This window comes from Paenibacillus sp. LT-B23 (assembly GCF_059417685.1).
In genome coordinates, this window is record NZ_JBSQBM010000007.1 from 19,197 (window position 1) to 39,656 (window position 20,460).

General features: G+C 43.5%; 12 protein-coding genes. 11 read left to right on the top strand and 1 reads right to left on the bottom strand.

What is annotated here, in order from left to right:
• Positions 1 to 99 precede the first annotated feature (99 nt).
• Entirely contained in the window at positions 100 to 2,157 is a 2,058-nt protein-coding gene (locus ACWXW9_RS10645; RefSeq protein ID WP_494929370.1) for a methyl-accepting chemotaxis protein, read from the top strand.
• 137 nt (positions 2,158 to 2,294) lie between these two features.
• On the opposite strand, the gene uraA is transcribed toward ACWXW9_RS10645, so the two are convergent.
• On the bottom strand, positions 2,295 to 3,605 hold the full coding sequence (uraA, locus tag ACWXW9_RS10650) for a uracil permease (protein ID WP_494929371.1): 1,311 nt from the start codon (positions 3,603 to 3,605) through the stop codon (positions 2,295 to 2,297).
• Between the two features lie 269 nt (positions 3,606 to 3,874).
• Here uraA and ACWXW9_RS10655 point away from each other — a divergent pair, with 269 nt between their 5' ends.
• From ACWXW9_RS10655 to ACWXW9_RS10700, 10 genes are all read left to right on the top strand, one after another.
• Entirely contained in the window at positions 3,875 to 6,052 is a 2,178-nt protein-coding gene (locus tag ACWXW9_RS10655) for a RelA/SpoT family protein (protein WP_494929372.1), read from the top strand.
• Positions 6,053 to 6,190: 138 nt separating this feature from the next.
• Positions 6,191 to 6,637, top strand: a complete 447-nt coding sequence (gene dtd, locus ACWXW9_RS10660; RefSeq protein WP_494929373.1) for a D-aminoacyl-tRNA deacylase — start codon at positions 6,191 to 6,193, stop codon at positions 6,635 to 6,637.
• Positions 6,638 to 6,678: 41 nt separating this feature from the next.
• Complete coding sequence (locus ACWXW9_RS10665; RefSeq protein ID WP_134913063.1) at positions 6,679 to 6,903, top strand: hypothetical protein; 225 nt, start codon at positions 6,679 to 6,681, stop codon at positions 6,901 to 6,903.
• Between the two features lie 160 nt (positions 6,904 to 7,063).
• Positions 7,064 to 7,570: a type 1 glutamine amidotransferase domain-containing protein gene (locus tag ACWXW9_RS10670; RefSeq protein WP_483872951.1), complete on the top strand. Its 507-nt coding sequence runs from the start codon at positions 7,064 to 7,066 to the stop codon at positions 7,568 to 7,570.
• Positions 7,571 to 7,632: 62 nt separating this feature from the next.
• Complete coding sequence (locus tag ACWXW9_RS10675; protein WP_494929374.1) at positions 7,633 to 8,106, top strand: hypothetical protein; 474 nt, start codon at positions 7,633 to 7,635, stop codon at positions 8,104 to 8,106.
• 437 nt (positions 8,107 to 8,543) lie between these two features.
• Entirely contained in the window at positions 8,544 to 10,901 is a 2,358-nt protein-coding gene (locus ACWXW9_RS10680) for a PEP/pyruvate-binding domain-containing protein (RefSeq protein WP_494929375.1), read from the top strand.
• 296 nt (positions 10,902 to 11,197) lie between these two features.
• The gene (locus ACWXW9_RS10685) at positions 11,198 to 11,797 is read left to right on the top strand and encodes an acyl-CoA-like ligand-binding transcription factor (RefSeq protein ID WP_494929376.1); all 600 of its coding nucleotides are present in this window, start codon (positions 11,198 to 11,200) and stop codon (positions 11,795 to 11,797) included.
• Between the two features lie 453 nt (positions 11,798 to 12,250).
• On the top strand, positions 12,251 to 12,862 hold the full coding sequence (gene loaP, locus ACWXW9_RS10690; protein ID WP_494929377.1) for an antiterminator LoaP: 612 nt from the start codon (positions 12,251 to 12,253) through the stop codon (positions 12,860 to 12,862).
• Between the two features lie 318 nt (positions 12,863 to 13,180).
• Positions 13,181 to 16,555 (top strand): condensation domain-containing protein, encoded by a 3,375-nt coding sequence (locus ACWXW9_RS10695; protein ID WP_494929378.1) that lies wholly within the window; start codon positions 13,181 to 13,183, stop codon positions 16,553 to 16,555.
• 36 nt (positions 16,556 to 16,591) lie between these two features.
• Positions 16,592 to 20,380 (top strand): non-ribosomal peptide synthetase family protein, encoded by a 3,789-nt coding sequence (locus ACWXW9_RS10700; protein WP_494929379.1) that lies wholly within the window; start codon positions 16,592 to 16,594, stop codon positions 20,378 to 20,380.
• Positions 20,381 to 20,460: the final 80 nt, after the last annotated feature.

Genomic DNA, 20,460 nt, shown 5'->3' on the forward strand with positions numbered 1-20,460 from the left:
TGGTTGGAAATGTAATTTACATAAACTTTCAATTCATTTACGGAAATCGTTATAAATAATTTGAACAAAATGTCGATAAACAGTTAAAAAGGGGCAGGGGTGGTTATATTGCGTACGATTCAATTTAAAAGCTTACAGGCACGAACATTCTCTACCTTGGTTCCTCTTGTACTTCTGACTTTGATTTTAATCAGTTTATTATCTTACTTTTTTGCCAAGCAAAAGCTGGATGCGGAAATTAGTCAGAATGCTACCCACTCTCTGTCGGGAGTTAAAGCGGATATTACAGCTAATGTGGATCGGCATGCTTTACTGGTCTCCGTGCTGGGCAAGAGTGCAGAGCAGTTGGGGACAGGAACGAAAATTAAAGATTATGGTCATTTGTATGAACAAGAGTTGGCATTGAATGATATGACCTATGGTTTGGGTGTTTTTTTCGCCAAGGACGCGTATGAGCCAGATACGACATATCGATCCAATTATGTGCATAGAGATGGTGAACAGATAAAGCAAACGACTGAATATGATGACCCGCAATATAACTATTTAACACAGTTGTGGTATACAGGGGCTGTTGAGCGTGGTAAAGATATAAACTTTACGGAGCCTTTTTACGATTCCAAGCTGAAAGTAAATATGATTACTGCCGGAAAAGCATTTTACGACCGAACAGGTAAGCTGAAGGGTGTTATTACGGGTGACTTAAGTATGGCGAGTATTCAAGCCTATATCGAACGGATGAAATTCGGTGCTCATGGAAGAGCGGTTTTGATGGACAGGAATGGAGTGATCCTGTCATCGGGGCTACAATCCATAAAAGCAGGTGAGCCGTTAACAAAGGTGTTGACTGCGGAGGCGGCACAAGCTATTCAAAACGGAGCTTCCGGTCAGATATCCGTGTCCATCGGGAATGAGCGATACCGGATACTATATGATACAATACCGCAAACCGGTTGGAAAATTGGGGTGCTGCTGCCGGATTCGGAGTTGAATCGTCCTGCGAACGAAATGCTTAAGCTGCTCCTTATCGTTAGTGCGATCGGAATTCTATTGATCATGGGGGCTTTGCTGGTTAGCAATTCGGGAATGATCAAAGAAATTAAAAAAATAATGCAGATGACGAATCGTATGGCCGTGGGAGATTATACAGTTGAAGTATCTCATAATCGTAAGGATGAGTTTGGTCAAATGGCAGATGGAATCAATGAGGTGATTACTGCTACAAGGGGGATGGCAAGTCGCTTGAGCGAAGAATCCGGCGTGATTACGACGGTATCCTCAACTATTTCCCGGGATATTTCTGGCGCGGCTGAGGATGCGAAGCACAATGCTGAGGAACTGGCTCAGGTAAAAGAAGGCGCAGAACTACAATTGGCTGCTGCGGCAGAGAGTGCGACTGCGATGGAGGAAATGGCTGTTGGCGTTCAACGTATTGCCGAATCCATACAGCAGGTATCTGAAGCCACCACAGGCATTGAACATAAGGCACATCAAGGAAATGAACGTTTGACCGAGGTCACCCGAGGAATGCGCAAAGCGAAGGTATCTATGGATGAAGCAGGCAAGGTAGTAGGTTCGTTGAATGAACGGTCGGCTCAGATTGGCAGCATTATCGGGATCATTCAGGAAATTAGCGGGCAGACCAAGTTGCTGTCGCTGAATGCTTCCATTGAGGCCGCACGTGCGGGTGAACATGGACGTGGATTCGCCGTTGTGGCTTCAGAGATCGGCAAGCTTGCCGTAAATGTCAGCCAGTCTGCGGAGCAAATTACAAGCCGAATCCGGTCCATGCAGGAAGAAACGAAATTAGCAATGGAAGGAATGGAACAGGGCACTCTGGAGATGGATGAAGGAGTGGCAATTTTGCAGGAGGTCGAGGAGCGCTTTGCTGCAATGAATCAAGATATCCAGCAGGTTGCGATTGAAGTGCAGGAGGTCTCATCGGCCTCGGAGCAAATGTCAGCAGGCTCAGAGGAGGTTGCAGCATCTATTAGTTACCTTGCCGATATTGCGAAAGCTTCTGCTGAACGTGCTGGGCAAGCCTCGGAACGGTCCGAACGGCAACTGAAAGCGTTGGAAGGTCTGGATAGCTCGGCCAAGTCGCTTACAGGGGTTTCTGATACGCTCAATCAGGTGGTATCCCGTTTTCGTGTGTGATGTTGTTTGAAAAAACAGCAGTATGATAAAAAAATCGCCGCTCTCCATATGCTGTGGTCAACACGTTTTGCCGTTTGGCAGGTTGTGTTCATTCTCAGCACATGGAGTCGGCGATTTTTAATATGATGAGACAGGCATCAATCCGGTGTTTTTTCTGACAAGGGTTCTTGAGTTTTATCATTGGACCAACCAAGAACTTCAATCAGCTTGAAGAACAGGCTAAGGATAATGCCAATAATCGTAGCCAGTGCCATACCTTTCAGGGTAACAGCGCCCCAAGTGAGTGTAGCACCGCTGATTCCAACAACAAGTACGACCGTAGCAAGCAGCATGTTAGTCGGCTTGGCGAAATCAACTTTTTGCTCCACAAAGATTCTCAGACCGGAGGCCGCAATGACACCGAACAGCAGCAAGGATACTCCACCCATGACCGGAGCCGGGATATTGGAAACAATCGCCGAGAAGGTGCCTGAGAAGGACAGCAGGATGGCAATGACAGCCGCTCCGCCAATCACCCATACAGAGTACACTTTCGTTAAAGCCATGACCCCGATATTTTCACCATAGGTTGTATTGGGCGTCGAGCCGACAAAGCCGGAAAAGATAGTAGAGATACCGTTACCCAGCAGCGAACGATGCAGTCCGGGATCTTTGGACAGCTCGCGTCCGACAATGTTGCTGGTCACAAGCAAATGCCCGATATGCTCCACGATAACCACCAGAGCGACTGGAAGAATTGTCAGCATAGCCGAGGTATTAAATACTGGAGTAGTAATTGCAGGGTGTCCGAAAAAAGGAGCGTCCGCAATTGCTTGCGTATTTACCATGCCCATAAAGTAAGCGAGCACATAACCCACCACGATACCGATCAGAATATGAATGATTTTGGCAAAACCGCGAAACAGTACGGCTCCCAGAACAGTGACCCCGAGTGTAACAAGGGAAAGGATAATGGTTTTGGGATCAGGGGTCCAGGCTTTGGTGGGATCGGCATTGATAATGCCCGCCATGCCTGCTGCAACCGGAACCAGCTCCAGACCAATCAGCGCCACGATGGAGCCCATAACAGCCGGTGGAAATACTACGTCCAGCCAACGGGTTCCGGCATATTTAATGACAAGCGCAACGAGACAGAAAATAATACCTGTAACAATGAAAGCGCCGAGAGCCATGGCATAACCATTGCCACCGGGGTTATTTTTAAGCACGAGACTAACTGGAGCGATAAAAGCGAAGCTGGAGCCGAGATAGGCAGGAATCTTGCCACGGCAGATCCAGATGTACAGCAATGTGCCAATTCCGTTCATAAGCAAAATCATGCCGGGATCGACACCGAAGATATTCGGTACCAGCACGGTACTGCCAAACATGGCAAACAAATGCTGTACGCTGAGCAGGAACCCGGGTCCTGCCGGAAGCTTTTCATTAACTTGAATTTCGCGTTGCAACGCAGTTCACTCCTTAGTTCTTTCAATTATTCTTATATACATTAATTACTTTTCGTATTTTTTTCAATATAATTCGTTTCATTTCGCCAATAATCCTGATTTCATTGAACCGAGTGTGTCGGAATGACACGACAATGCCAAACCTGTAACAGTTGACGTGTGACGTGCTAACCGTCATAATTATAGGAAATCACTTTTAAAAGGGAACCTTTGCGCGACATTGATCGGCGGGTTCCATTTTGCATAGAAAGGACACGGAATAGAGCAGAATGGGGATAGAGCAATTACTTAAAAAGGCCGGGGCCTATACCAGAGAAGCAGATCTTATCCGCATCAGGGAAGCCTATGATTTTGCCGAGCAGGCCCATTCAGGCCAGACTCGCAAGTCCGGTGAACCTTATATTCTGCATCCGCTTGCGGTTGCTGATATCGTCGTTAATATGCAGATGGATACCATCTCCATTATCGCCGCTCTTTTACATGACGTTGTGGAGGATACGACGGTGTCTTTGGCGCAGATTCGCGAGCATTTTGGCGATACATGTGCGATGCTTGTCGATGGTCTGACGAAGCTGGAGCGTATCCAGTTCCGTTCCAAGGAAGAACAGCAGAACGAAAATTATCGAAAAATGTTTATCGCCATGGCACAGGACATTCGTGTTATTGTCATCAAGTTGGCGGATCGTCTGCATAACATGCGCACCTTGAAATACCAGTCCGAGGAAAGCCAGCGCCGGATTGCTTATGAAACGCTGGAAATTTTCTGTCCGATTGCAAATCGACTAGGTATTTCCGCAATTAAATGGGAAATGGAAGATATTGCTCTGCGCTATCTGAATCCCCAGCAATACTATCGCATCGCCAATTTGATGCACAAGAAGCGGGCAGAGCGGGAGCAGTTTATTGATAATGTCATAGAACGCATCGCTGAGAAGCTCGAAGAGATGGGCATTCAGGCTGATCTATCCGGGCGTCCGAAGCATATTTACAGTGTGTTTAAAAAAATGACCACGAAGAACAAGCAATTCAATGAAATATATGATTTGCTGGCGATTCGGATTATTGTGGATAACATTAAAGACTGCTATGCCACACTAGGCATTATCCATACATTGTGGAAACCGATGCCAGGGCGGTTTAAAGACTACATCGCCATGCCTAAGGCCAACATGTATCAGTCCCTTCATACGACAGTAGTCGGTCCGAACGGCGAACCAACCGAGGTACAGATTCGCACGGTCGATATGCATCGAACTGCTGAATTCGGGATCGCGGCCCACTGGGCGTACAAAGAAGGCAACGGATCGAATAATATCAATTTTGAAGATAAAATCACCTTTTTTCGCGAAATTCTGGAGCTGCAAAATGAGGCGAAGGACGCGTCAGAATTTGTGGAATCGCTCAAAATGGACTTTTTCTCTGACCTTGTTTTTGTATTTACGCCAAAAGGTGAGGTTATTGAGCTGCCAGCCGGATCGGTTCCACTGGATTTTGCTTTCCGCATCCATACTGAAGTCGGGAACCGCACAATTGGCTCCAAGGTCAACGGAAGAATTGTGCCGCTGGATTATCGGCTTAAAACTGGCGATATCGTCGAAATTATGACGTCCAAGCATTCTTATGGACCTAGTCAGGACTGGCTCAAAATTGCTCAGTCCTCTCACGCGCGCAGTAAAATCAAGCAATGGTTTAAGAAGGAAAAGCGTGAGGAAAATGTCGAAAAAGGCCGTGAGAATCTGGAACGCGAGCTGAGAAAACGCGATATAGAGCCTTCGGTGTGGATGAGCGACGACAAGCTTCAGGAAGTTGCGCAGAAGTTTTCTTTTAACGATATCGAGGATATGTTGTCTGCGATCGGTTTTGGTGGGATTACAGCAGCGCAGGTCTGCACACGTCTAACAGAAAAGCTGCGCCGGGAGCAAGAAGAGGCACGACTGATTGAGTTGACGTCTGAGGTCAAGGAATATAAACCGCAGGGCGAACGGAAAAAAACACCGACCAATGGTGTCAGCGTCAGAGGCGTCGACAATTTGCTCGTACGTTTTGCACGATGTTGTAATCCCGTGCCGGGAGACGACATCATCGGTTATGTAACACGTGGACGCGGCGTGTCTGTTCACCGCACGGACTGTCCTAACATCCCTTCGGGTACGGGCGAAGATCAGGCGCGTGTGATTGAGGTTGAGTGGGAAGAAGCCGCAGAAGTAAATTACAGCGTCGATATTGAGATTACGGGTCATGATCGTAACGGCTTGTTGAACGAGGTACTACAGGCTATTTCCGAAAATAAAACCAGCTTCTCAGCCGTTACAGGCCGTACAGACAAAAATAAAATGGCGATGATTCACATTACGATACTCATTCGCAATACGGATCATTTACACTCTGTTGTAGAGCGGATCAAACGGGTGAAAGATGTGTACACTGTTCACCGGATTATGCAATAACCCTTGTGGACGTGAAAATAGGTTTACAGCCTTTGTAACGAAGCTTGGGTATAAAGACCCGTTATGTCGCTAAAAGAGACGTGAGTAGCCTGTAGGTGGCTTTTACAGGGCAAGGATAAAGGAGACAGCGGACAGGCGATGAAGATTATTATTCAACGCTGTAAAGACGCTCAGGTAACGGTTAATCAAAAGGTGGTTGGCAAGATCGGAACCGGATTAATGCTGCTGGTCGGTATTGGTCAGGGAGATACGGCGGCCGATGCCGTTTATTTGGCGGACAAAACAGCGGGATTACGTATATTTGATGATACTGAAGGCAAAATGAACGACAGTGTGCTGGATGTTGGCGGAGCTATTTTGTCGGTCTCTCAGTTTACGCTGTATGGCGACTGCCGTAAGGGCAGACGACCCAACTTCATGGGTGCGGCCAAGCCTGAGGAAGCAGAGAAGCTGTACGATTTTTTCAACAGTCAGCTTCGTGCGAAGGGTTTGGAGGTCGAGACAGGAATTTTCGGGGCCATGATGGATGTGTCATTGACCAACTGGGGTCCGGTGACGCTGATTCTGGATAGCGAACGATCATAGTAGAGCTGAGTAGCATAAAATGACCGTTCAGGGGGACGATAATGTCATCCCGGCTGGTGATTAGCCAGGCGGATAGCCTTAAGGGTGACAGGAGAGACGAAGCCATGCGTCAAACCCCAAAAGTGGACGGTTATCGAACCGCTGCACTTCTTTTTCCCGGTAGTATTCAGGAGGCAACCAGCCTCACTCGTGAGAGTGACACGTTATTACAGCATGTTGCAGTAGCTATAGACAAGCCGGGGCGTGGTGCTTTGCCGCGCAGGTAGGGAAGGAGCCGAGAGGCTCCTTTTTCTTTTTCACTGCTTCGAATTGTTATAAAAACAGATCAAGCGGGTAATAACAAAGCGTGGTAGACAAATGAAAATTTGTCACAAACTTAAATTACAACTCATCTTGAGGATAACCGGAAAGGAGATCTGAACGATTATGAGTAAAATTGCGTTTTTGTTGGCTGATCAATTTGAGGATTCCGAAATGCAAGTGCCTTACGATGAATTAAAGAAAGCCGGGCATGAGGCGGATATTATCGGTCTGAAACAAGGCGAAAAGGTGAACGGCAAGCAAGGTAAAGCAAGCTACACCATTGAAAAGGCCATTGGGGATGTGGCATCAAGTGACTATGATGCTGTTGTTATTCCCGGCGGATCATCCCCGGAAAATCTGCGTCTGGATGCGTATGTTCTCAAATTCGTGACTGAAATTAACGAGGCCAAGAAAACGATTGGGGCAATCTGCCATGGTCCGCAAATTTTGGCGAGCGCTGATTTGTTACAGGGACGAACGATTACAGCTTATCCTCCTTTGAAAGATGACTTGATTAACGCGGGTGCCCATTTTGAGGATCGCGAGGCGGTTGTGGACGGTAACTTTATTACGTCTCGTACACCTAAAGATGAGCCTGCTTTTGTGCGTGAGCTCTTGAAGGTGTTGTAATTTTACTGTGAATGCTTCTGTAGATGTATGCCAGTACAATTCCCATTTGAGGAGGATTTGATATGGCAAAGCAGATTCAGGCTTATTTTCGCACGGAGGATGAAGCTGAGGGTGCCAGAGCGTCGCTCCAAGCCTATAGAACGGAACATTTGGAAGTAGGGGCGCTGGATGATGCACCCGGCAGGGACACGCGGGTGTTGATCCCGCTGGTTCCCTATAACAACACTGGTGCTGTGAGCACGTCAGGGGCTACAGGTGCAGCAATACCTGCCGCTGGCGCTTATGGTGATAACATTATTCCAGAGGCGGAGAATGGTGAGGCAGACCGTGGCCCTGCACGAAGGGATTTGAACGAAGACCGGAGCGGGACGACGGATCACGACACAGGTCTACTTCATGCGACAGATGTTTACATTAACGGTGATCAGGATGAATTACGGTATGTGTTATCTGCGAAGGTGAACGAAGCTGACTACGATGAGGTCGTTCATAAGCTTCGTTCCAATCGCGGTTATGTAGCACAATTATTGGATTAAAGCTGAAAAAACCGTCACAAGTTTGTCGATAAATTGAGGAATTCAGATGTTATAGAACGGCTGTAATACAATTGTAATATTCGAAACATCATTCCTTAATATTCGTTGTTTATAATAACGGCATGACCCCCTTTTGATATATCTTTTGAACCTGCGGACCGTTTCCGCAGGTTATTTTCTTTTTATAGGGACTTATTTATAGGGAAAAGAAGATCTTACGTTTACGGTATAGGCTATGACGAGAGACAATTTTTGTTTATTCATCCCTAAATGATGTTAAAAAAGTGAGTGACGATTTAATTTGACATAAACTTTCTTTTTAGATAAAGTATAAAAAGATACTAAGTCCCAAAAAATAAAAAACATAACCATGAAATACATTCACTTCCAATGACGGGACTGAAATATTACAACTGAACAAGTTAGGAAGTGTCAAAATGAGGAATGAAATAAAGTGGTTTGCAGAAATAACTCCTGAACTCCACAAATGGGCTGGTGGCAAAGGTGGCATGCTTGCTAGGATGCTTCATGCTGGTTATCCGGTTCCTGATGGGTTTATAGTTTTTCCACAGGCTTTCCAAGGGGAGATACTTGAGGAAAAGGCATGGAAAGAAATTATAGTTTTTTTGGGAAAGCTACGCACGGATTACCCTAATGTCTCATTTGCAGTAAGGTCATCAGCTTTGAGCGAGGATTCAGCTTCAGCTTCTTTTGCAGGGGAGTTTGAAAGTGTACTGGACGTAAAAACGGATGAGGACATTTTGAAAGCCCTGCATGTGGTTCACCATTCTCAATATAGTGAGAGGGTGCAGGCATACAGTGATGTTAAAGGTTTTGAAGAAGCACACCAAATGGCGGTTGTAATTCAAGTGATGGTTCCTTCCGAAATTTCGGGAGTGCTTTTTACAGCGGATCCTATTACGGGGAACCGTTCAGTGATGTCTGGAAATCTTGTATTTGGATTAGGCGAGCAGCTGGTATCCGGTGAGGGTAATGCTCATTCTTTCTCTTTAGTTAAACCCTCAGGCCAATATGAAGGTCCAAAAGAACTGCTTCCATATACCTCCAAACTATTTCGATATGCATCACGTCTGGAAAAAGAAATTGGGGGACCACAGGATATCGAATGGGCTATCGCGAATGGTAAACTCTATTTTTTGCAAGCACGACCTGTCACCACTTTAAGCCCTGGAAATATGGATACATTTGAATGGAATGATTCTTTAACTGGTGATTTTCTGTGGACGAATACGAATGTGGGTGAGTCCATTTCAGATGTCTTTACTCCTTTAAGTTGGTCTATTATTCGTTCTTTGGATGAAGAACATAATGTTATCCCAGGCCATTATTTAATGTCTGGTAATATTTGTGGAAGAGTATACTCTAATGTGAGCATATCACTTTCTGTTTTTTTTGCATTTGGATGGAAAAAAAATTCATTAATGAAAAAAATGAGCAGTGTTTTTGGGGGAATTCCTAAAGAAATAGAGATTCCTGTATATCATTTTTCCAAAAAGGAACTCATCAAAAAGATGCTCCCTAAAATGCTGTATGCTTTTAAACAGACTCGAAAAGCTGTGAAATTAATACCGCAGTATTTAAAAGAAACAGCAACATGGTGCATTCAAACCTCTGAGTTAATTCGTGACGCCCGGTCCAGAGAAGAACTGATGGGATTATGGAGCGAGCAGCTTTGGCCTAAGAATATTGAAGCTATGTGGATTGCATTGGAAGGGCCCAGTAATAAAATGCAAGATTTTGTTCGTTGGAATGAGAAGCTGGAAAAATGGATTGGGCGCGATGATACGAGCGTTCTTCTGTCTAACCTGAGAGGTAATACAGGTTTGGCAAGTTTGGGGCCAGTTATCGGTATATCTTCAGTAATGAAAGGTGAAATGAGCCAAGAGGACTATTTGCTGGAATATGGGCATCGAGGGCCGCATGAGTTTGAGCTATCGATACCTGATCCAAGAGAGGATGCTCACTGGCTAGAAAAGCAGGTCAAAGAGGCCAAGGAATCTGGAGTGAATGTAGATGACTTATTGCATAAGCAACGTGAACAAAATGAAATAGTATGGGAAAGATTGAGCCAACGTTTTCCGCACAGGGTAAAGAAGCTGAAGCGGAAAATAGCAAAAATTTCTGAGGGACCTCATCTAAGGGAGGCTGTTCGTTCAGAATGGACGCGTGTGTTCAGGCTAAATCGTTCTTTCGCGCTTAGAGCAGGTGAATTGATGGGCATAGGAGAAGATGTGTTTTTTTTGTATATGGATGAGATATTGGATTGGCTTAAGGGAGGAAACCTAAATATAGAATGCATTTCTATTAGAAGAATGAATTATTTAAAATATAAGCAGTTGCCTCCGTTCCCCTCCATTATACGTGGGCGTTTTGATCCTTTTAAATGGAAGGAGGATCCTGATCGCAGAGTAGATTATTATGACCCATATATACCACTAGATAACTCAACCAATTCAGAAATCATTGAAGGAGTTGCAGGGGCGGCAGGCAGAATCGAGGGAACTGTGCGTGTACTCACGAATCCTGAGGATGGATATCAGCTTCTCCCTGGTGAAATACTGGTGGCCTCCACGACAAATGTAGGGTGGACACCGCTTTTTCCCAAAGCGGCCGCGATTGTAACTGATATCGGAGCATCTCTTTCTCATGCTGCTATTGTAGCCAGGGAACTGGGCATTCCGGCTGTTGTGGGGTGTGGAAATGCGACCACAAGGATGAAAACAGGCGACAGGGTTATTGTTGACGGTGGACAGGGGATTGTACAGATCAGGTAAAAGGAACAAGGTTTCGGAAGCCCTCTATGGATCTCAATCCGACCCTATCTATCAGCTTCTGCACACTGTACATTAGCCTGTAAGCAGCTGGTTTTGGAGTGGTCTCAAGTTTTGATGTAATGCTTTGCAGTCAGGAATTTGCGATTCTAGGTATCGTGAAGTACATAGGATCATGATAAACTGAATGTGAACGCAAAATCGGGCAATAGTGTGTATGTAGTCAGAAATATATGCTGAAGCAAATTGCTCGATGAGGAGCGAAACTTGAATGAGCATACTATTGAGGAGTGAAGCAGATGTCACTAGAACACCAACAAAATCTCGGGCTGAGGGAGCGTAAAAAAGCAAAAACCATTGCATCAATTCAAATGCATGCACTACGCTTATTCAGCGAACTGGGATATAATGAAACTACGGTGGAACAGATTGCAGAAGCAGCGGAAATTTCACCAAGTACGTTTTTTCGATATTTTTCGAGCAAGGAGGATGTGATTATTACAGATAATTACGATCCCCTCCTTATATCAGCATTCGAGGAACAACCACCTCATTTAAGTCCACTTCAAGCTGTACGTAATGCTATGTTATCAACAATGTCTGATATGTCTGGCGATGAAATGTCCACTACACGAAAACGTAACCAACTCGTTATGTCAGTACCGGAACTCCGGGCTGCAACTTTAAATAACTTGACTGATACGATGCACATGATAGCTGAAATGGTTGCAAAACGGGTAGGACGGGATTCGGGAGATTTGGAGATTCGGGCTTTTGCAGGGGCTGTCATAGGGGTTAACATATCTGTTATGTTGCACTACGCAGAAAATCCTGATGAAAATTTCTCAGCATTATTATCTAAATCGTTGAGCCTTTTGGAAGCAGGTCTCCCGCTGTGAAATAATTGACCCTAAATTTGAGCAAAAGGTCTCTGCTTGCCTATGTAAGTCCTATTTGGTTATTTTTAAGAAACAAGCTGTAAGCTGTCTTCGGAATCCTGCCGGAGGCAGCTTATTTTATTTCGTAGTGTACATAATGTACAGTTTATATCAATTTATGATTTCTTGCATTGTGATTGAATAACTTTTTTTCATATCTATTCTTTGTTTAGCTAAATTAAATGCATTAATTCAACAAGTATTATTAGTGTAAACCTGCTATATATTCATGATATCGGGGGATGATTTTGGCGGATACAGAACAGGTATATGTCGAAAATTGTATAAAATAAATGGTTGATTAATAGTTTCCCATTTGATATTATCTATTTCATAATAAAACAAAAAAGGAAATAAATATAATGATTAAGAGAGGAAGATTAGACGACTTTACTGAGAGGGGATTATACGGCTATGAGCTGGTATGTGTTGCATGTCGAAACCGGACAAGAAAGTAAGGTTCGAGCGATGATAAGTAAATTCTACAATCCGTCGTCAATGTATGCGATAGTTCCCAAACGTAAGCTGTTAGAAAAAAGACAAGGACACGTTTATGAAGTTTGCCGAACCATGTTCCCAGGCTATGTATTTGTAAATACAGAGATGAATGCTAAAACTTATAACGATCTCAGGCGACTTCCTAAATGTTATCGACTACTAAATAGTTTTAACTATAATTATCACAAGATAGATTCTAAAGGGATAAAAGTTAATTCAGAGGATGTAATTGAATCCTATTCGTTTTCAAAGATAGATGACAAAGAAATGAAGCCGATCCTCCAACTTATTGGCAATGATGAAATTATTGGATATTCGTCGTTATATCTAAGAAATGCAAGGGCAGTCGTATGTGACGGACCGCTGACAGGTGAAGAAGAAAGAATCAAAAAGATTGATGCGCGAAAGAAAAGAGCAAGAATTATCTTAAGGCTGAATGGTGTGGAAAAATGTATTGATGTGGGGATCAATATTGTCTCAGTACCAGAAAATGATCCAGTAGAGCATCCCTATAAAAAATCAGAGTGAAGCCAACTGATGCTTCGGTACATTGGTGTAGCGCTGAGGTCATATATAGTAGCTATATGTGTAGTCTATGCAAAAGATAGATGAGTGGGCGAAGCTATGTCCTTTCCCAATATGTGTACAGCTGATATGTAATGATTTTCTAACCGTTGACTTCTTATAATAACTGCTTAATTTTATTATATTTAGCTTTTACGCTTACAAAAGGCTAAAATGGATCAAACAGGATATAGGCATACTCAGAGGATGCGGAGCATCCTTTTTATTATATTCAGAGGTTGAACAGGGTACATATTTTGAAGAACAGGAGATGTGAGGTGTATGCAAAGTTCTGAGAATCTTCATGGAAAACAAGATGATATAGCCATTATAGGTATTTCCGGGTTATTCCCTCTCGAATCTTCAGTAGAACAGCTCTGGAATCATCAAAAAGAAGGGATACCGTTTATCAAAAATTTATCTGAAAAACGGCAGCAGGATTTGAATTTCTATCTGAATCGGATCATAGGGAACGAGACGGAGAAAGCCATTACATTTACACGTCAAGCCTTTTTAGAGAATGTTGATCGTTTTGATTACCCTTTTTTCCATATTTCATCTGAAGAAGCATGCGTGATGGCCCCTTCACTACGTTTATTGTTGCAGGTAGTATGGCATACGCTGGAAGAGGCAGGATACGGTGGTCATACGTTGTTTGGAACCAGGACAGGTGTGTTTTACGGAGAAAGTGATCTGCCGGAATATTCATATGCTCAGATGGTCGCCGATGTTAATCCTGTTCTGGGAGACCTAAGTATGACGGAGAATTTATCTTCGCTGATCCCAAGTCGAATCGCCTATATCATGGATTGGCGCGGTCCGGCTGTAGTAACAAACGCTTCAGATTCTTCATCTTTGATTGCTGTGCATCAGGCTTGTCAATCCATACGAGCAGGAGAGTGTGAACAGGCCTTGGTAGGGACGTCCCGAATTAATCTGTTTCCAATACAATCAGGTGACGCTCAAGTAGATTGTGGAGAAGGAGTTATGGCTATCCTGATCAAACCCTTAAACAAGGCGTTACAAGACGGAGATCATATTCATGCTGTTATAAAGGGCTCGTCGATGAATCATCACGGACGGGTACGTGATAGCAGTACATATAAAGATTTACTTGTACAGGCATGGAAAAATGCAGATATCAATCCTTCGACCATTTCATTTATAGAAACACATAGCATTGAAGGTAACTCAGAATACATCAGGGAAAGAGAGGGAATACAGTCTGCATTTTCATATTCGACAAGAGAAAAGAATCAGCTTCTTTTAGGGTCTGTAAAATCTTCTATAGGCCAGTTGCATCATGCTTCCGGTCTGGCAGGGCTGATTCAAGCTGTTATGGCATTAAAGTATAAAGAGCTGCCGTCAACAGTGTACAAGCAATATGGAGGTGCCGATATCACATCTGGTAATCCTACTGTAGGTGATAACGGGATTATCCATCTTTCAACAAATAAAGATGCCTTGCGGTGCGGTGTTAGTTCCTTTGCCAGGGGAGGAGCCAATTGCCATATCATTTTGGAAAGCTTTTCGATGGCCCCTATAGAAAACTCAGATCCTGAGTGGGAGATGCTGGCACTATCAGCCCAAAGCAAAGCAACGTTGCAGGATTTGATATACAGTTACAAAGAATGGATAGTAAAACCCAGGAATTTCCAGTTGGGTGATTTGTGCTATACCGCCAATGTTGGCCGTAAACACTTTCAATATCGATTGGCTATGGTAGTTCGGAGCAAGGAGGATTTGAAGGATAAGCTCACGGCGCTATGTGCAACAAATCTAGGATTGTCGGAGGTATCAGGAGTATATTATAGCGAACTGGGCGGATACGAAGGTGCTACTCAGACGGTAACAAAGAAATTCTCGGAGAAATACGGGGTAGAGCATGAAAAAGTCATGAACAAGCTTGGCCGGTTGTATGCACAAGGGGCTAAGTTTGATTGGAATGAAATATATAAAAATTGTAATTATAAAAAAATTAGCCTACCCGTATATCCATTTGCAAAGCTTCGTTGCTGGATAGATACCTCGGTCCTATCCTTAAATGACATCGGTGCTGAAAGGCAGAGCAAAGAGGATATCGTATTAGAATTATTTAAAAAATACCTTGGCTTCTCTCACATCAACAAGGAAGACAATTTTTACGAAATGGGCGGAGACTCTATTACAGCTATTAAGATTGTGAATGAATTAAATGCCATATTGCATACCAATTTAAAAGATGTGGATGTGCTGAGAAACCCGTCTGTTGCACAGCTGACTGAATTGTTGAGGAATACTAAAGGGATGGTACACAGTTCAAACAGCACTATATTAAAACAACCCTCAAAACCTTTTTATCCGTTATCGTCCGATCAAAGCAGGATATTTGTAATGATGCAGTATAATCCTGATTTTACGATGTATAACAAGCCTTTGGCACTGGTTGTAAATGGGAATATGGATTTTGACAGATTACAAACGGCCATCGATCGAATTGTGAAGAGGCATGAGGCGTTACGTACCTCATTTGATGTTTTGGATGGAGAACCGATACAAATTATTCATGACGATGCAAGACTTGAAATGAAATTTTATCCTTCAATATTACAAGAAGATGAATTGGAAGAGATGCTGAAAAATTTCACAAATCCGTTTAATTGGAGAACGGCCCCATTGGCGAGGGGAGCTCTAGTCCGGCTAACCACTGGCAAGCAAGCATTGGTCTTTGATTTCCACCATCTAATCTCGGATGGCACTTCGTTATTAATTTTTTTCAAAGAGCTAATCCATTTCTATAAATCTAATCAGGAGCTGGAGCCACCTACCGTTCAATTTAGAGATTATGTGGTATGGCAAAATGAACGAAAAAATTCCCCAGAGCAGGAGCGGATGCAACAATTTTGGATGTCCAAATGCGCCGCACCGCTCCCGCAATTGAATTTGCCGACAGATTTTAAAAGGCCAGCCCATAAAACTTATCAGGGCTCGCAAATAAGTTTACCAATGAATCCGGAGTTGGCAGAGAGCATATATCGTTTTGCTAAGGAAACAGACTCAACGATATACGTTGTGCTGCTCGCCGCCTATCATTTACTGCTGGAGAAACAGAGCGGACAAAACGACATTATTATTGGCTCTGTATCACAGGGAAGACCCCACAGAGATGTAGACCCTGTAATTGGTATGTTTGTACATACCATAATCATGCGTAACTGTTCCAGCAAAGAGGCCACGTTTAATGAATTTATCAATCAGGTTAGGGCAAATACTCTGCAAAGTTTTGAGCATCAAGACTACCCGTTCGAGGATTTGGTGGCTGCGTTGCATCATCATAGAGATAGAAGCCGCAATCCTTTATTCGATGCGGCATTTATTCTGCATAACATGTATACATCTTTGAAAAGTCCGGATTTTTATGAAATTTATAATTATCCATTTCATAATGGAGTTTCACTGGTCGATCTAGCTTTGGAAGTACACGAGACGGGAGAGGGACTTTCTTGTAATTGGGAGTACAGCACTTCGCTGTTCCAGCAAGAAACCGTTCAAGCATTAGGAAAAGAATTTCTTGATATCTTGGCACAGGTTATCCATCGGCCAGATATTCCACTTGGTGAGTATCCTTGCTTACACAGAAATGTGAACATCGTAGAAGATGTTGAGTTCTTGTTTTAGATAGCTGAACTTGAATTGGAAGTAGGAGGGAAAAGAATGGAGATCATATCCAAAGAAAAAATAAAACAAACTTCGGATCAAGTGGGTTTGGACTTTTGGAGCCGTACTTTGGATAAAAGAATAGATATAACTGGGTTTCCCCATGACTATACTGGACAAGAAGCGGAACCGCATAAGGCGTCGAATACCCATATGTTTTCTGACGAAGTCAAGACTAGATTATATGAGATGACCCGTCACTCGCATCTAGGTGTTTATATGATTTTGGTATCCGGTGTAAAGTATCTGTTGTCCCGGTATACTGGCTTGCGCGATATCGTTGTGGGGACACCCGTTTTGAAAATAGAAGAGCATGCGAGAACAGCTAACCCATGGGTGCTGCTTCGCAGCAAACTTACCCCGGATATGACGATCCGTGATTGGATCAACATGATGAAGGAAACAATGACGGAAGCATTCCGCCATCAGGATGTACCGTTTCATGGTATAGCACAGCGAGCCGGGCTTGAATACTCTGATGACACTGGACCGCAGGTGAAAACACTTGTTCTATTCGGCCCCATTCAGTCAAGGGAAAATGTAGATGATATTCGCTCCGAGGTCATTTTTGATTTTGACATGATCGAGGGAGACTTATCCCTGACAATTAAATATTCCCCCCAATTGTTTTCTGTTGAAACGATAGAGCATTTGACAGATGCATTGTTTCTATACTATGCCTACATATTGAAAGATACGAAAACAATTCTGGATGAGCTTGAACTACTCTCAGAGAGCAGCCGTCATCAGATACTGCATCAATTTAACAAGCCGCAAGAATTACATTCCAGTGATGCTAGCACCTTTCAACAATTATTCGATAAACAGGTTCAAATACAGCCTGAGAACACAGCTCTAATTTTTGAACATCAACACTGGACTTATCAGGATCTGAATGATCAGGCCGATCGTCTGGCTCATTATCTGGTAAAAAAACATCAGCTACTTCCTGAAGAAGCAGTTGCCGTATACATGTACAGATCTCCTTATGTATATATAGCCATGTTAGCGATTTGGAAAGCAGGTGGCGTGTTTATTCCTATAGATCCGGCGGTTCCGCTGGAACGTGTTATAGACATTCTTAGGGAAGGGGATGTACGTATTGCACTTACAACAGCTTCTAACAAGCAAACTTTACAGGAGATAAAGCCAAAATGCGAATTGCTGGAATACATGTTTTGCATTGATACAGATGATTTTGGTGCTGAATCAACAGAGCGCTTATCAACGATTAGCTCCGGTGGATCATTGGCCTATATCATTTTTACATCCGGATCAACGGGAAAACCCAAAGGGGTAGAAATTGAGCATCACTCTGTCGTCCGATTCTTACATGCCATCGACCAAGTAATTAGCCCGGTTTCACCTCAAGTCATTCTTAATGCTGCCAGCATATCCTTTGATTTATTTATATCCGAAGCCTTGTATGGTCTTTTCAAAGGGATTCAAGTCGTTATTGCCAATGAACGGGAACATATAGATTCTGCCGAATTAGGGCGTTTGGTAGAAGAACATCATATCGATGTTATGATGATCACACCATCGCGTCTGCAACTGATGATGCTTCATAAGAAGTCGGCGAGAGCGCTACAACGTATGAAAATGTTTCTTATTGGCGGACAAGAATTGAAGGAAGGGTTTCTGCATGAGATTCAACAGTTGACCGAAGCTTATATTGTAAATGTCTATGGACCAACGGAAGCTACGTGCCTGGCTACAGCTGCTGTATTGAATGGAGCATCTCAAGTCACGATTGGCCGCCCGCTGGATAATTATAGATGCTACATTGTAGATGACAAGAATCGTTTACAGATGATCGGTGCAATTGGTGAGTTGGTAATCGCCGGAACAGGAGTAGCACGGGGATATGTCAACAATCCGGTGTTGACCCAAGAGAGGTTCATTGCAGATTTGTTGTATGAGGGGCAAAGAATGTACAAAACAGGCGACTTGGCACGCTGGTTGCCGAATGGAGAAATTCAGTATCTAGGACGGATTGATAATCAGGTCAAAATAAGAGGATATCGAATTGAAACCAGTGACATTGAAACCGCTTTATTATCTCACTCGGATATTCGTGAGACGATAGTACTTGTTAATCAAGGACCCAATGGCATGGGGGAACTGGTAGCTTATCTGGTTAGCGATCAAAAGTTGAGCTTTAACACCCTATATGATTTTTTGAAGCTGAAGCTACCTGAATATATGGTTCCAGTACACTATGTTCAGGTCCCTGCTCTGCCCTTGACGGTAAATGGGAAGATTGACAAGTCAGCTTTGGCAAGTATGGATCATCTGAAGTTGTCCGGCGGCACATTTTACCGGGCACCCATGAATGATGTTCAGAGAGTCTTAGTTGAAGTGTGGCAGCAATTGCTTGGAATTGAGCGGATCGGAATTGATGATAACTTTTTTCAAATCGGAGGAACCTCCTTGTCGGGGGTCAAAATGGTTGCGTTGCTGAGTGACAGGTACACAATCTCCATTAATGACATCTTTGATTATCCGACAATTGCTCAACTGTCTCTTCAGGTAGTCGAACATGTAGGATACTTTCATCATTTGCTTGAGGTGATGAAGCCTTCGGCCATCCATTCGGATGCGGATGCAGTTGCGTCACTCGCATCAAGAGAGGAAGTTTTACAGACATACCGGACAAAAGCGGAAACTTGGCGGGATCGGGATCTCACGCTGCAAAAGCGCTACAAGCATATCTTGTTGACGGGTGGTACAGGATTTTTGGGTACTCACCTTCTGCAGGAGCTTCTCAATAGAACGAATGCCCGAATCACCCTTCTGATAAGAGGAGAGTCACCAACATTATCAAGGGATTATCTCCAAGAAAGATTACAATATTATTTGTTAGCGGGCCATAATGAAATGGGATGGGCAAGGGTGTCCGTTGTCTGCGGTGATATAACACTGCCGAAGCTGGGATTGGGATCTACAAAATATGAAGATTTGGCTGAGGACGTGGATTGTATCTTTCATACGGCATCACTGACCAAACATTATGGGACAGCAGAGGAATTTGAAAAAGTGAACACCGATGGTACTCGACATATACTTCATTTTGCATCCTTCAAGAATATTAAGGACATCCACTTCACGTCTAATATGAGTATTGGTACGGGAAGTAATGTTCAGTTGTTTGACGAGTATGTTGAAGAAGTTGGACCTATTAATGCGGAAATTGATAATCACTTTCTAAGAAGTAAAATGGAAGCCGAAACACTACTACGGAGTGGTAGAGACATGGGGCTGAGCTGTACAATTTATCGCTTAAATTCTCTTAATAATAATACTCGAACAGGGAAATTTATGATTAACAAGGAGAGCAATGCATTTTATTCCTTTGTAAATGCTCTGAACAATATCGGTCTGTTTCCGGATTTACATGAGCCGATTTTGGATCTGACAGGTGTGGATCAGGCTGCAAAAGCTATTGTCACTCTATTCGATCGGCCTGCACTGCATAATCAGAATCACCATGTATTTAACCCTCATCGAATCAGTTGGGGACAGTTTGGGCGTGAGCTCCAATCTATTAATGGGAATATCGAAGTGGTTGACTACCAATTGTTTATAGATATACTAACGCAAAAGTTCAATGACCCTTCTACCCGCAAAGAAGTCATTAATGTCATTCTCAATCTTTTTTTACTCCGCAATACTGAATGGCTGGATTATTTGCGAGTATGTGACCGGACGGAAATCATACTTCAGTGCCTTGGATTTGAATGGGGAACTATCACGAAGCAACAGGTGGAATGTTACCTCAGCTGATAATTATTGATCCTTATAAAAATACGACATAAGTATAAGGGGGTGTAACGGGTGGTCTTAGTCTGAAGTTAGCTGCGGCG

Coding starts and splice junctions, on each gene's coding strand:
- ACWXW9_RS10675 (WP_494929374.1), top strand. CDS start 7,633: ATGGCAAAGCAGATTCAGGCTTATTTTCGCACGGAGGATGAAGCTGAG.
- ACWXW9_RS10685 (WP_494929376.1), top strand. CDS start 11,198: ATGTCACTAGAACACCAACAAAATCTCGGGCTGAGGGAGCGTAAAAAA.
- ACWXW9_RS10680 (WP_494929375.1), top strand. CDS start 8,544: ATGAGGAATGAAATAAAGTGGTTTGCAGAAATAACTCCTGAACTCCAC.
- ACWXW9_RS10665 (WP_134913063.1), top strand. CDS start 6,679: ATGTCATCCCGGCTGGTGATTAGCCAGGCGGATAGCCTTAAGGGTGAC.
- ACWXW9_RS10700 (WP_494929379.1), top strand. CDS start 16,592: ATGGAGATCATATCCAAAGAAAAAATAAAACAAACTTCGGATCAAGTG.
- dtd (WP_494929373.1), top strand. CDS start 6,191: ATGAAGATTATTATTCAACGCTGTAAAGACGCTCAGGTAACGGTTAAT.
- ACWXW9_RS10655 (WP_494929372.1), top strand. CDS start 3,875: ATGGGGATAGAGCAATTACTTAAAAAGGCCGGGGCCTATACCAGAGAA.
- ACWXW9_RS10695 (WP_494929378.1), top strand. CDS start 13,181: ATGCAAAGTTCTGAGAATCTTCATGGAAAACAAGATGATATAGCCATT.
- loaP (WP_494929377.1), top strand. CDS start 12,251: ATGAGCTGGTATGTGTTGCATGTCGAAACCGGACAAGAAAGTAAGGTT.
- ACWXW9_RS10670 (WP_483872951.1), top strand. CDS start 7,064: ATGAGTAAAATTGCGTTTTTGTTGGCTGATCAATTTGAGGATTCCGAA.